The 14,044-nt window shown below is 34.0% G+C and carries 11 protein-coding genes, 1 tRNA gene, 2 rRNA genes and 2 other annotated features (1 of these 16 cut by a window edge); of the genes, 2 read left to right on the top strand and 12 right to left on the bottom strand.

Annotation, left to right across the window (positions count from 1 at the left end; translation table 11 throughout):
• Nucleotides 1-132: a binding site (T-box leader), on the bottom strand; it reaches 160 nt to the left of the window's first position.
• Between the two features lie 145 nt (nucleotides 133-277).
• Nucleotides 278-802 carry a spore maturation protein gene (locus FRIFI_RS00070; protein ID WP_092921485.1) on the bottom strand — a complete coding sequence of 175 codons (525 nt, stop codon included), beginning with the start codon at nucleotides 800-802 and terminating at the stop codon, nucleotides 278-280.
• The gene (locus tag FRIFI_RS00065; protein WP_240276228.1) at nucleotides 803-1,384 is read right to left on the bottom strand and encodes a nucleoside recognition domain-containing protein; all 582 of its coding nucleotides are present in this window, start codon (nucleotides 1,382-1,384) and stop codon (nucleotides 803-805) included.
• A 172-nt stretch (nucleotides 1,385-1,556) separates the two neighbouring features.
• On the opposite strand from FRIFI_RS00065, the gene FRIFI_RS00060 reads away from it, so the two are divergent.
• Both FRIFI_RS00060 and FRIFI_RS00055 read left to right on the top strand, forming a co-directional pair.
• Nucleotides 1,557-2,999 (top strand): nicotinate phosphoribosyltransferase, encoded by a 1,443-nt coding sequence (locus FRIFI_RS00060; protein ID WP_092921489.1) that lies wholly within the window; start codon nucleotides 1,557-1,559, stop codon nucleotides 2,997-2,999.
• A gap of 17 nt (nucleotides 3,000-3,016) precedes the next feature.
• Nucleotides 3,017-3,445 (top strand): Lrp/AsnC family transcriptional regulator, encoded by a 429-nt coding sequence (locus FRIFI_RS00055; RefSeq protein ID WP_092921491.1) that lies wholly within the window; start codon nucleotides 3,017-3,019, stop codon nucleotides 3,443-3,445.
• Between the two features lie 105 nt (nucleotides 3,446-3,550).
• On the opposite strand, the gene FRIFI_RS00050 is transcribed toward FRIFI_RS00055, so the two are convergent.
• From FRIFI_RS00050 to FRIFI_RS00005, 10 genes are all read right to left on the bottom strand, one after another.
• Nucleotides 3,551-4,252, bottom strand: a complete 702-nt coding sequence (locus FRIFI_RS00050; protein ID WP_092921493.1) for an HD domain-containing protein — start codon at nucleotides 4,250-4,252, stop codon at nucleotides 3,551-3,553.
• Between the two features lie 26 nt (nucleotides 4,253-4,278).
• Nucleotides 4,279-5,112, bottom strand: coding sequence for a 16S rRNA (cytidine(1402)-2'-O)-methyltransferase (gene rsmI, locus FRIFI_RS00045; protein WP_092921495.1), 834 nt, complete (start codon nucleotides 5,110-5,112; stop codon nucleotides 4,279-4,281).
• Nucleotides 5,113-5,865 carry a tRNA1(Val) (adenine(37)-N6)-methyltransferase gene (locus FRIFI_RS00040; RefSeq protein ID WP_092921497.1) on the bottom strand — a complete coding sequence of 251 codons (753 nt, stop codon included), beginning with the start codon at nucleotides 5,863-5,865 and terminating at the stop codon, nucleotides 5,113-5,115.
• Nucleotides 5,866-6,007: 142 nt separating this feature from the next.
• Nucleotides 6,008-6,883, bottom strand: coding sequence for a PSP1 domain-containing protein (locus FRIFI_RS00035; protein WP_092921500.1), 876 nt, complete (start codon nucleotides 6,881-6,883; stop codon nucleotides 6,008-6,010).
• Nucleotides 6,880-7,815, bottom strand: coding sequence for a DNA polymerase III subunit (locus tag FRIFI_RS00030; protein ID WP_166504660.1), 936 nt, complete (start codon nucleotides 7,813-7,815; stop codon nucleotides 6,880-6,882). Before FRIFI_RS00030 ends, FRIFI_RS00035 begins: the two co-directional genes overlap by 4 nt.
• A gap of 2 nt (nucleotides 7,816-7,817) precedes the next feature.
• Nucleotides 7,818-8,507: a dTMP kinase gene (locus FRIFI_RS00025; RefSeq protein ID WP_092921504.1), complete on the bottom strand. Its 690-nt coding sequence runs from the start codon at nucleotides 8,505-8,507 to the stop codon at nucleotides 7,818-7,820.
• Nucleotides 8,508-8,680: 173 nt separating this feature from the next.
• Nucleotides 8,681-10,090 (bottom strand): aminotransferase class I/II-fold pyridoxal phosphate-dependent enzyme, encoded by a 1,410-nt coding sequence (locus FRIFI_RS00020; protein WP_092921506.1) that lies wholly within the window; start codon nucleotides 10,088-10,090, stop codon nucleotides 8,681-8,683.
• 203 nt (nucleotides 10,091-10,293) lie between these two features.
• Nucleotides 10,294-10,410 (bottom strand): 5S ribosomal RNA (rrf, locus tag FRIFI_RS00015).
• 58 nt (nucleotides 10,411-10,468) lie between these two features.
• Nucleotides 10,469-13,371, bottom strand: a 23S ribosomal RNA gene (locus FRIFI_RS00010).
• A 91-nt stretch (nucleotides 13,372-13,462) separates the two neighbouring features.
• Nucleotides 13,463-13,538 (bottom strand) — tRNA-Ala (locus tag FRIFI_RS00005).
• A 100-nt stretch (nucleotides 13,539-13,638) separates the two neighbouring features.
• Nucleotides 13,639-14,044, bottom strand: a sequence feature (16S ribosomal RNA rRNA prediction is too short).

The following is a 14,044-nucleotide window of genomic DNA, read 5'->3' as shown; positions in this document are numbered from 1 at the left end:
AAATAGAACTCTCTATTATTCAGATAAAAAAGCTCCGAGGCCATCTTCAATAATTTCTTTGACGCTAGCTTTCACCTAACCTAGCTCTCTGTAGAAAAAGTCCTTATTTACTCTTCTCTTCTCAGCTTTATATATTTCTATATTTTACTAAATAAATATATTTTATTCATTTTATGTAATCTTGTTACTATTTAAAACTAATTCTATATAATTAATAAATTAATGTCAATTGGTTTTTACACTTTAATTATACCATCTTGTACATTTTATAGAAATATTAAGCTGTAAATAATATATAGCAGATAAATACAGATGCTATAACTCCTGCAATATGACTTATCATAGCACAAGTTAGTGTGTGTCTAGTGTTCTTTATTTTTAAACTTCCATAGTATATAGCCATTGTGTAAAAAATTGTTTCAGATGCCCCAACTATTGTAGATCCCATTTTCTCTATTATAGTATCTATACCTACTCTTTGTGCTAATTCAGTATACATTCCAAGTGCACCGCTTCCTGAAAGAGGTTTTACTATTATTAATCCTATAAGTTCTTTTGGTATACTCATTAGCTCTGCTATTGGCTTAAATAAAAATTCAAGCATTTCTATTCCTTTCCCAGTTTTAAATATCCCTATCGCTAAGAATATCCCTATTATGTAAGGTGTTATAGACCAAGCTGATTTAAGACCATCTATTGCTCCTTTTACAAAACTATCATATATATCTATTTTTTTGTGTCTTCCATAAATAACTATATAAAGTATTATTAGAGGGACAAGTATATTTGAAAATAGCTCCATCTATCTTAACCTCCTTTTACTTTGCAATAATTTACAGGTTATTATAGCTATTATTGTTGATACTGTTGTTGCAAATAGTGTAGTTACTATTATCTGACTTGGATTTTGAGAACCTAAATCCATTCTTATTTTGAGCATAGTAAATGGTATTAACTGAATTGATGATATATTAATGACTAAAAACATTATCATATCATTTGTCGCTGTATCCTTTTTAGGATTTAAAGTTTGTAGTTCTTCCATAGCCTTTAGTCCAAATGCTGTAGCTCCATTACCTGCCCCTACCATATTCAAAGCTATATTCATAACCATATAAGACATAGCTTTATGTCCCTTTGGTATGGATGGGAAAAGTCTTGTCATTATAGGGTTTAGTTTTTGTCCAATTTTTTCTATCAATCCAGCATCTTTTGCTATGTTCATTATCCCCATCCAAAGAGCCATTACCCCAGCCAAACTTATTGCAAATTCTACTCCTTTAGATGCTTCTGTTAATATTACTTTGTTTAGTTCTCCTAGATTATTAAACACCATACTTCCTATTATTCCTATAGCAATCATATAAAACCATATTCTTGCCATTAAATCGCCTCCCCTCTAGATAAATTTTATGATTTATATATACTACTTTATACTTGAAACTTGCACTATATTGTGTTTTAGTATATATGTGGGGTTTTTTAATCAACTAGCTTTTCATACTAATCCATATACGAAGTGATTTTATAATTATATATATTTAAGGAGAAATGCAATGAGAAATTTAACACTTCTTACTGATTTGTATCAACTCACTATGATAAATGGTTATTTTGAAAAAAATATCCATGAAGATGTTGTAGTATTTGATATGTTTTTTAGAAAAAATGCTTGCAACGGGGGCTACACAATAGTGTGTGGTATAGATCAATTTGTTGAGTATATAAAAAACATAAATTTTTCCGATGAAGATTTAAAGTATCTTAAAAGCCTAAATCTTTTTTCTGATAAATTTTTAACGTTTTTGAAGGATTTCAAATTTACAGGGGATATATACTCAGTTGAAGAAGGTACTATAATGTTCCCAAATGAGCCTATACTTACTGTAAAAGCTCCATTATATCAAGCCCAATTAATCGAAACTGCCTTATTAACAATTGTTAATTTTCAATCACTTATAGCAACGAAGGCATCTAGAGTTTGTTTTGCTGCTCAAGGAGATCCAGTGTTTGAGTTTGGACTTAGACGTGCTCAAGGTCCTGATGCCGGTACATATGGTGCTAGAGCTGCTATGATAGGGGGATGTAATGCTACTGCTAATGTTTTAGCAGGTAAATTATTTGATGTTCCTGTAGTAGGAACTCAAGCTCATAGCTGGGTTCAAAAATTTGATACAGAATTAGAGGCATTTGAAGCTTATGCCGACATATATCCAGATAAATGCCTTTTACTTATAGACACTTATAATGTATTAAATAGTGGACTTCCTAATGCTATAAAAGTATTCAAAAACTTAAGAGAAAAAGGTCACAAGCCTTTAGGTATTAGATTAGATTCTGGTGATTTACACTATTTATCTAAAGAATGTAAAAAAGCATTAGAAGAAGAAGGTTTTACTGATATTAGTATAACAGCATCTAATGACTTAGATGAGCATACTATATCTAATCTTAAATCTGAAGGTGCTGCTATAAACTCTTGGGGTGTTGGAACTAAATTGATAACATCTGCTGACTCTCCGTCTCTGGGAGGAGTTTACAAGTTAGCTGCATCTTTTAATGGCGATAAAATAGAACCTAAGATAAAATTATCAGAAGATCCTGAAAAAATAAATAACCCAGGATATAAAAAAGTTATAAGAATTTATAATGAAGATAACAAGGCTGAAGCAGATTTAATAATGTTGCATGATGAGAAAATAGATGAATCTAAGCCTCTTACTGTATTCCATCCTGTATACACTTGGAAATCAAAAGTTTTTAATAACTATACAGTTAAAGAGCTTCATAAGCCTTTATTTATAAATGGTAAATGTATGTATGAGCATAAACCTGTTATGAAAATAAGAGATTATGTACAAAATGAGTTAAACACTTTATGGGATGAGTACAGAAGATTTTCTAATCCTCAAACTTACAAAGTAGATTTATCTAAGGACCTTTGGGACCTAAAAAACAACATGATAGATTCTAAAAATTTCTATAATAAATCATCTTAATACAAGGGGGATTCAAAATGGATGCTACAGATCACAGAATTATAGACATTCTACAACAAGATGGTAGAATTTCAATGAAAGATTTAGGTAAAATAGTTGGACTAACTTCTCCAGCTGTTTCTGAAAGAGTTAAAAGGCTAGAGGAATCAGGAATAATAGAAGGTTATAAAGCTATAGTTAATCCTGATGCTTTAGGTAGAGTTATAAAAGCTTTTATACACATATCTTTACCTAGCAATAAGTATGAAGAGTTTATTAATGTAGCTCGTCAAGATCCAAGAATAGTTGAATGTCATCATGTTACAGGAGATGACTGCTCACTATTAAAGGTTGTAGTTAGAGACATGTATGAACTTGAAAACGTTATTGATACAATAAAGAAAATCGGCTCTACTAAAACTTCAGTTATACTATCAACACCAATACAAGCTAAGGCTATATTATAAAAATTGATCCAATATTATCAAAAAAGAAGTCAATGTAAAGTAACTACTATTTTACATTGACTTCTTTTCTTTAAAAATATATATTCTAGCTAACTAATATTTATATTATGAACTTTGCTTGTATCTATAGATATAATTCGTAAGTGCATATTCCATATACACCTTTATTATATTCATATCTTCATTTGGATTTAGTAGTTTTCTTGTTGCTACTATATCGCAATAGCCTAATATAAACACTCCTATACAGTCTTTTCCTAAAATATCAAATAACTCTGTAAGATTTTCTTTACTCATATCATTTTTCTTATATAGAGCTAAGAGTACCATATGGTATCTTACATATTTTTCAATCAATTCTATACTTCTTTCATCAAGATTTAGGCTTTTTCCTAATTCTCTTGAAATTTTAGCTCCTACTATCTCATGCCCTCTAAAATGTACTCTTCCTGTATCATCTACTGTTTTACTGTCTGCTTTACCTATATCATGTAAGAATATACTTAATTTTAATAGATGAATCTTTTTTATATGACCATCCATATCTTCATTTAAATATTCTTTTATATTGTTTCTTAAATGACTTGAGAAAAATTCTCCCTCTTTGAGCATTTCTTCAAACTCTTCTAAGGCTTTTATAGAATGTTCATAGACATTTACTACATGAAATTTACATTCTCCTACTTCCTTCATGCCATTTAATTTTAATATAACTTTTTCTAATTTTTTAAGTCTATCTAATTCTTTAAACTTTTCTGATGTATTTTCAAACACTAAACTTTCTAACAACATATCTTTAATTTCCATTTTAGCCACCCCAAGTTAGTTTTATTTTATAGGTCTAAAACTTGCTTATATACTATATCTTTCTGTAGTTTTCTATCCTTACATACTATTTTTATAGCTTCTTTTTTATTTTTACCTTCTTCTAGTAATGCAATAACATATTCTCTTTCATTAAGGTCATCATAGCTATTTTTCTTAGTTATCTCACCTTTAAATCCTTCTACTATTAATACAAATTCACCCTTTACTTCTTTTTCATTAAATATTTCAATTACTGTTTCAATATCTTCTCTTATTACTTCTTGATATTTTTTAGTAAGCTCCCTATTTACTGCTATTTTTCTATTTCCTAATATTTTTAGCATATCTTTTAAAGTATCTTTTAATCTATGTGGTGATTCATAGAATATTATAGTTCTTCTTTCTTCCTTGACTTCTTCTAATTGTTGCCTTCTTACTCTCTTATCTCTATCTAAAAATCCTTCAAAAGCAAACTTTCTAGTTTCTAGCCCTGAACCAACTAAAGCTATAATAGATGCACTAGCTCCTGGCAATACTTCTATCTCTATATTATTTTCTATTGCTTGCTTTATTATTTCTTCACCTGGGTCGCTTATTCCAGGCATTCCTGCATCACTTATTAATGCTATATTTTCTCCATTTAATAATTTATCTATAAGATAACTTCCTTTAGAATCTTTATTATGTTCATGGTAACTAGTTAATGGTTTAGATATTTCAAAATGATTTAAAAGCTTTATACTATGTCTTGTATCTTCTGCTGCTATTAAATCTACTTCATTTAAAATTCTTACTGTTCTATAAGTCATATCTTCTAAATTACCTATAGGTGTTGGACATACATATAACTTTCCGCTCATTTACTCTTCTCCTATATCTTCATTTGCATATATTGCTTTTATCTCATCTGTATAGTTTCCATCTTCTCCATATACATATAATGGGTCCAGTATTTTCAATTCTGGTCTTCCATCTTTAGCAAACTCTACAAGTATTAGGTTTGGTGCCTTATTAGCTCTTGGATGAATAAATTGAACTTGCTTAGGTTCTAGTCTATATTTTCTTCCTAACTCTATTATATCTACAAGTCTTGTAGGTCTATGTATCATGAAAAACTTTCCTTTAGGCATTGTAAGCCTTGATGCTGCTCTTATAACATCTTCTAAGTTGCATTTAACTTCATGTCTTGATATCATCTTTTTATCATTAGGGTTTTTTATACCATCCATGTGCATATATGGAGGATTTGATGTAACTACATGATAGCCATGTACTTCTAGTGTTTTATCTATTGTTTTTATGTCAGCATTTATTATTTCCACTCTGTCTTGTAGATTGTTTAATTTTACAGAGCGAGTAGCCATTTCATATACTTCTTCTTGTATCTCTACACCTATTATTTTACTCGCTTGGCTTTTTCCTGCTATAAGTGTTGGTATTATACCTGTTCCAGTTCCTAAATCTACTACTTTAGCTCCTTTTTTAACCTTTGCAAAATTAGCTAATAATACTGCATCTATACCAAAACAAAATCCAGTTTTATCCTGTATTAATTTAAGACCTTTCAATTGCAAGTCATCTATTCTTTCTGTTTCCTTTAATTGTACTTCCATATATATCTCCTTTCATGTCTTACTCTAAGACTGTCAAATACTTTACTAAATATATTAATATTTTCTATATTAAGTTCTTTATCAATTATATTTATTCTATCTAAAAGGGTAGGAAAAATCCTACCCCCTTAGTTATATAAAATTAATCTTCTAGTTTCTTTAACTCTCTTAATGTAGCTTCATCTATATCATTTTGACATCCACCACATTTTCTAGGCTCTTGTAATACCTTAACATCATCTTTAAGATATACTTTTATAGTCTTATCATTAAATTCAACTTTAACTTGTTCTAATAATGGATTTATTTCTATAACTCGTCCTTTTCCATCTTCAACTTTAACTAATGCTCCTACTGATGGCATAACATCTATCGCTTCTGCATACACATCATGCTCATATTTTAAGCAACAGAACAGTCTTCCACATATTCCTGATATTTTTGTAGGGTTTAATGATAAACTTTGGTCTTTTGCCATTTTTATAGATACTGGTTGGAAATCTCCTAACCATGATGAACAACAAAGACTTCTACCACATGGTCCTAATCCACCTATTGTTTTAGCTTCATCTCTAACCCCAATTTGTCTTAATTCTATTCTAGTCTTAAATATCGATGCTAAATCTTTTACAAGCTCTCTAAAATCTATTCTGCCTTCTGCTGTGAAATAGAAAATTAGCTTATTTCTATCAAATGTATATTCACAATCTATTAAATACATAGTTAACCCATGGCTTTTAATTTTTTGTTGGCATATTTCAAAAGTTTCCTTAGATTTTTCTTTGTTTTCAAGATATATTTTAGTATCTTCTTCTGTAGCTACTCTTATGATTGGTTTTAATGGTGAAACTAACTCTTCTTCTGATATTTCCTTTGGCCCTACTACCACTGAACCATATTCTAATCCCCTTGCAGTTTCAACTACTACATCCATATTTTTCTCTATTTCTAAATCAACAGGATCAAAGTAATAAATTTTACCTGCATTTTTAAACCTAACACCCACTATCTTTATCATTTAATCACCTCATATATATTCAAAGCCATAACTTGCATACTTATATTAAAGTTACAATTGCTTCTTATCTTTTTCTTTGTCTCTTCTATTATATCAATAATCTTAGACACTTGAGAATAGCTAATTTTTTTACTCATATTTTGTAAAAAAGTAATTTTATCGGAATTTATTATCATGTTCTTGTCAATTTTTTCTTTTATAAACATAATATCTCTAAAATAATTAATCATAATATCTAAAATATTGAATATATCTCCTCTATATTTTTCTATATCTAACGATATATCTAATATATCAACTATATTCTTATCAAGAAGTCTTTCTATATATGATTGTATTTCTTCTCTCATAAGAGCAAACTCACTAGATTCAGACAGTTCTAATGCTTTTTCTATACTACCTCTAGAAAAAGTAGCTAACAATTGAGTTCTCTGTTCATCTACACCTTTTTGTATTAGGTATTTTTTTAAGTCTATAAGAGATATAGGTAAGAATTTAATTATTTCACATCTAGATTTTATAGTGTCTAAAAGAGCTTCTTTATTAGATGTTACAAGAATTATTATAGCATACTGTGGTGGCTCTTCTAACGTCTTTAAAAGAGCATTTTGACCTTCAACTGTCATTTTATGTGCATCATTTATTACATATATTTTATAATCTTTATGAGGCTTTATAATTATATCTGTTTGTAATTTTCTTATTTGTGCTATTTTTATACTATTTCCATCTGGCTTTATCTCTATATAGTCAGGGCTATTATTAACATCACTTATATCTAGCAATAATTTTGCTAATTCCTCGGTTAGTTTCTTTTTTCCTATACCTTCTATTCCTTCAAACATGTATGCATGGCTTATTTTGTTATTGTTTATAGAATTTGTTAAGTATTTTTTAGCAAACTCTTGTCCTATTATATCTTCAAAGTACATATTTATCTCTCCACAGATTTTATCTTATCCTCTACAACCTTGTATATCTCTTCATGTATACTATCTATACTTCTAAGGTTTTCTTCCTCTACACAGTTTATTTTTTCCCAATTATACTTATCAGCTATATATAAAGAGTTGTTATATGATTTCTCTAAATAATCTAAATCACTTTCATGTATATCTTTTTTATCCTCACCAGTTATTTTGTTTTTTCTATTTTCCATAAGTTTTTTACTAAACTCTATTGGAACATCTAAAAATACTACACAATCTGGTTGTGGAATTTTATATAGATTAAACTCATAATCAAATAACCAATCTAAATATTTATCTCTATCTTCTTTAGCCATTTTAGAAGCTTGATGTACCATATTAGATGTTGTATATCTATCTGCAAGTACTATACCACCATTATTGTAGAACTCTTCCCATTCTGTTTTAAACGATGCATATCTATCTGCTGCATAAAATGTAGATGCTATATACGGGTCTACATCTGAAGGCTTACTTCCAAAATCTCCTCTTAAGTACATCTTAACTAGTGCTGATGATTCTCCATCATAGTTTGGATATTCAACCTTTCTAACATTATATCCATCTTCTAAAAGTCTTTCATATAACTTCTTTGTTTGAGTGGCCTTTCCGCTTGCATCTGATCCACTTTCTATGATTATTAACTTTCCCTTCATATTTATATCCTGATTAAAAAAATATTTAACCAGGTATCACCTCCGTAATTCTTTATTTAGTCTTATATATTTTGATTTATTTTTTAATTATGTATAAGATACATTAATAGAATAATAGATTAACTAACATAACATATTAAACTGAGTCTATCTAAAATTTATAATCATTTATATTAGTCACTTATAATCTCTATAAATTCTAAATTCAAATCTTTTATTCCATTTATATTCATTCCTTTTTTATGGCATAAAATTACATAATCTATTATTTCTTTAGTAATTACTTCTCCTGGAGACAACAAACTCACTCCTGGAGGATACGGTATTACATATTCGGCACAAATTTGTCCAATACTTTCATATATTTTAACACTTTTCTTATTTTTATAAAATGCCTCTCTAGGATTTAGTGCTTTTTCTGGTATTACTACTGGATATTCTAGACATTCTATATAAGAATCTTTCTTATATCTATTCGACATGTCTTCTAATGCTTCGGATAATTTATCTAAATCTTCTTTAGTATTTCCTATAGTACATATTAAAAGTACTCCATAATAATTGGCTAATTCTACCTGTATATTGTACTTTTCTCTTAAAAGATCTTCTAATTCATATCCCGTCATTCCTAGTTTTTTAGAAGATAAAAATAACTTTGTTTTGTCATCCTCATTATATATATCAAAACTTGTATTTTTATTTTTTTCTTTAAATTGCTCTATATTATCTAAAAGTTCTTCCATTAATTCATTACCTTTAGTTTCATATATATCTACAGCCAATTCTAATGAAGACATAAGAATATAAGAAGGACTAGATGATTCTATTATTCTAAGCATAGTACTTAATCTTTGTCTATCCACTCTATCTCCTTTTATATGTATCATTGATGATTGAGTAAATGAAGGTAATGTCTTATGAGTACTTTGAATTACTATATCTGCACCTTCTTCTAGGGCAGTCTTTGGTAATCTATCACTTAAACCTAAATGCGCCCCATGTGCCTCATCTACTATTACTGCTATATTGTGCTTGTGTGCATAATCACATATTTCATTTAATTCAAAAGTTTTTCCATAGTAAGTTGGATATGTAAGTAAAATAGCTTTAGCATCTAAATTATTGTCTATTATCTTCTTAGATTCTTCAATATCTATTCCCTCTTGTATATTAGTTTCTTTGTCAATTTTAGAAAGTATATATATAGGTTCTATATCAGCTAATATACATGAATTTATAACAGATTGATGGCAATCTCTATTAACAATTATCTTATCCTTAGGATTACATAAAGCCATTATAGCCCCTTGTATCCCACATGTACTTCCATTTATAAGATAATATGTCTCATCGCTTTTGAAAGCCTTAGAAGCCCTTTCTTGCGATTTTTTTATTATTCCTTCTGGCGAATGTAAATTATCAGTTCCTGGTATCTCAGTTGTGTCCATTTTATATATATTTTTAACTATATCAGAGTATCCAAGTTTGTCATAAATTTTTCCTAACTTATGACCTGGCACATGAAATGATATTAGATTAGTTTCTACGATTTCTCTTAAATGATTAATAATCTCTGTTTTCATTTTGTTCTCCTTCTAATGATTAGATCTAACCAATAATCAATATAATAAATTAATACTTATTTAATATGTATTATATTTATCAATTAATTTTCGTATATAAATACAAATAAAGTCGTTGATACTATTATAATCTATCAACGACCTTATTTATACTCATAAAAATAATTTTAATCATTATTTAATTTTAGACATAAAAAAAGATTACGTGGCTACGTCTTACTCTCCCAGGGGGTCGCCCCCCAAGTACCATCAGCGCTAAAGAGCTTAACTTCTGTGTTCGGTATGGGAACAGGTGTATCCTCTTTGCTATAATAACCACATAATCTTTATCTTTTAGAGTTAATACTCTGAAAACTGTATATCATTTAGTTAATGATTTTGGTCAAGTCCTCGACCTATTAGTATCGATAAGCTAAATACATTACTGCACTTACACCTTCGACCTATCAACCAGGTAGTCTTCCTGGGGTCTTACCCTTACGGTGGGAAATCTTATCTTGAAGTTGGCTTCGCGCTTAGATGCTTTCAGCGCTTATCCATTCCGTACATAGCTACCCAGCCATGCCCTTGGCAGAACAACTGGTACACCAGAGGTACGTCCATCCCGGTCCTCTCGTACTAAGGACAGGTCTCCTCAAATTTCCTACGCCTGCGACGGATAGGGACCGAACTGTCTCACGACGTTCTGAACCCAGCTCGCGTACCACTTTAATGGGCGAACAGCCCAACCCTTGGGACCTACTACAGCCCCAGGATGTGATGAGCCGACATCGAGGTGCCAAACCTCCCCGTCGATGTGGACTCTTGGGGGAGATAAGCCTGTTATCCCCAGGGTAGCTTTTATCCGTTGAGCGATGGCCCTTCCATGCGGAACCACCGGATCACTAAGTCCGACTTTCGTCCTTGCTCGACCTGTATGTCTTGCAATCAAGCTTCCTTTTGCCTTTACACTCTTCGCACGATTTCCGACCGTGCTGAGGAAACCTTTGAGCGCCTCCGTTACTTTTTGGGAGGCGACCGCCCCAGTCAAACTGCCCACCTGACGGTGTCCCAAGACCTGATTCAAGGCCTCTGGTTAGGATCCCAGTACTACAAGGGTGGTATCCCAAGGGTGACTCCACACAGACTGGCGTCCATGCTTCATAGTCTCCCACCTATCCTGTACATGTAGTACCAAGACCCAACGTCAAGCTACAGTAAAGCTCCATGGGGTCTTTCCGTCCTGTCGCAGGTACCCGGCATCTTCACCGGGATTACAATTTCACCGAGTCTATTGTTGAGACAGTGCCCAAATCGTTACGCCTTTCGTGCGGGTCGGAACTTACCCGACAAGGAATTTCGCTACCTTAGGACCGTTATAGTTACGGCCGCCGTTTACTGGGGCTTAAGTTCACTGCTTCGGATTGCTCCTAACAGATCCCCTTAACCTTCCAGCACCGGGCAGGCGTCAGCTCCTATACATCGTCTTGCGACTTAGCAGAAACCTGTGTTTTTGGTAAACAGTCGCTTGGGCCTATTCTCTGCGGCCATCCAAAGGATGGCACCCCTTATCCCTAAGTTACGGGGTCATTTTGCCGAGTTCCTTAACAATAGTTCTCTCGCTGGCCTTAGGATACTCTCCTCACCCACCTGTGTCGGTTTACGGTACGGGCACCTTTAACCTCGGTAGAGACTTTTCTCGACAGTGTGAAATCAGCTACTTCGCCCAAAAGGGCTCCCCATCGTACCCTAGCATTATCAAGACGGATTTGCCTATCTTGACTGCCTCAGTACTTAGCCACACATAACCAACAGTGTGGTTAGCTTATCCTACTGTGTCATCCCATTCCTCAAACGGTTATTGGTGGTACAGGAATATCAACCTGTTGTCCATCACCTACGCCTTTCGGCCTCGGCTTAGGTCCCGACTAACCCAGGGCGGACGAACCTTCCCCTGGAAACCTTGGGTTTACGGCCCGTGGGATTCTCACCCACGTCTCGCTACTCATGCCAACATTCTCACTCGTATACTGTCCACATGTCCTTACGGTCATGCTTCAGCCTGCATACGAAGCTCCCCTACCCATCATAAATGATGCCGTAGCTTCGGTAGTACGTTTTAGCCCCGGAAATTTTCGGCGCAGGATCACTCGACCAGTGAGCTATTACGCACTCTTTAAATGAGTGGCTGCTTCTAAGCCAACATCCTGGTTGTCTGTGCAATCCCACATCCTTTACCACTTAACGTACATTTAGGGACCTTAGCTGACGATCTGGGCTGTTGCCCTCTTGACTATGAATCTTATCACCCACAGTCTGACTCCTGAGCAAAAGAAGACGGCATTCGGAGTTTGATAGTCTTCGGTAAGTGCAATACCCCCTAGGACATTCAGTGCTCTACCTCCGTTTCTCTAAGCTCAAGGCTAGCCCTAAAGCTATTTCGGGGAGAACCAGCTATCTCCGGGCTCGATTGGAATTTCACCGCTATCCACAAGTCATCCCCGAGCTTTTCAACGCTCGTGGGTTCGGTCCTCCACGAAATTTTACTTTCGCTTCAACCTGCTCATGGATAGGTCGCCCGGTTTCGGGTCTACGTCAAGTAACTTAAATCGCCCATTTAAGACTCGCTTTCGCTACGGCTCCACACCTTAAGTGCTTAACCTTGCTACTTAACGTAACTCGTTGGCCCGTTCTACAAAAAGTACGCGGTCACACAAGAAATGTGCTCCCACAGCTTGTAAGTGCAGGGTTTCAGGTTCTATTTCACTCCCCTCCCGGGGTTCTTTTCACCTTTCCCTCACGGTACTATGCGCTATCGGTCACTAGGTAGTATTTAGGCTTGGAGGATGGTCCCTCCTGCTTCCCACAGGGTTTCACGTGTCCCGTGGTACTCTGGATCATATCTATCGAATTATCGTTTCAACTACGTGGCTGTTACACTTTATAGCGGAGCTTTCCAACTCTCTTCATCTACGATGACCTCGATTTTTATGATATGTCCGCAACCCCAACAAAGAAAACTTTATTGGTTTGGCCTGTTCCGCGTTCGCTCGCCGCTACTTACGGAATCGATTTTTCTTTCTCTTCCTCCAGGTACTTAGATGTTTCAGTTCCCCGGGTTCCCCTCGCTAAGCTATGTATTCACTTAACGATACTTAGACATTACTCTAAGTGAGTTTCCTCATTCGGAAATCTTCGGATCAAAGTTTACGTGCAACTCCCCGAAGCTTATCGCAGCTTATCACGTCCTTCATCGGCTCCTAGTGCCAAGGCATCCGCCCTGCACCCTTAATAACTTGACCAGTTATTAAAAATTATTTTAAAGACTTTTCTTGTCTATTTATAAAAAATGATGTCATATCACTAAATGTTATACAGTTTTCAAAGTACTAATGGTGGAGATGAGGAGGATCGAACTCCTGACCCCTTGCGTGCAAGGCAAGTGCTCTCCCAGCTGAGCTACACCCCCATATCATTTTCAACATAAATATTTTATTATATTTGTCGAATTTTGTCAAGAGATTTTTTATAAAAACTCTCAAAATTAAACAGTAGGTAATTCTCCTTAGAAAGGAGGTGATCCAGCCGCACCTTCCGATACGGCTACCTTGTTACGACTTCACCCCAGTTATTGATTTCACCTTCGACGGACGCTTCCAAAAGGTTAGCTATCCGGCTTCGGGCGCCCCCAACTTCCGTGGTGTGACGGGCGGTGTGTACAAGACCCGGGAACGCATTCACCGCAGCATTCTGATCTGCGATTACTAGTAACTCCAGCTTCATGTAGGCGAGTTTCAGCCTACAATCCGAACTGAGAATGGCTTTAAGGGATTAGCTCCACCTCACGGTTTGGCTGCCCTCTGTACCACCCATTGTAGCACGTGTGTAGCCCTAAGCATAAGGGGCATGATGATTTGACGTCATCCCCACCTTCCTCCAGGTTATCCCTGGCAGTCCCTCTAGAGTGCCCAACTT

This window comes from Romboutsia hominis (genome assembly GCF_900002575.1).
Lineage (GTDB): Bacteria > Bacillota > Clostridia > Peptostreptococcales > Peptostreptococcaceae > Romboutsia_C > Romboutsia_C hominis.
This window is presented reverse-complemented; position numbering and strand designations above follow the sequence as displayed.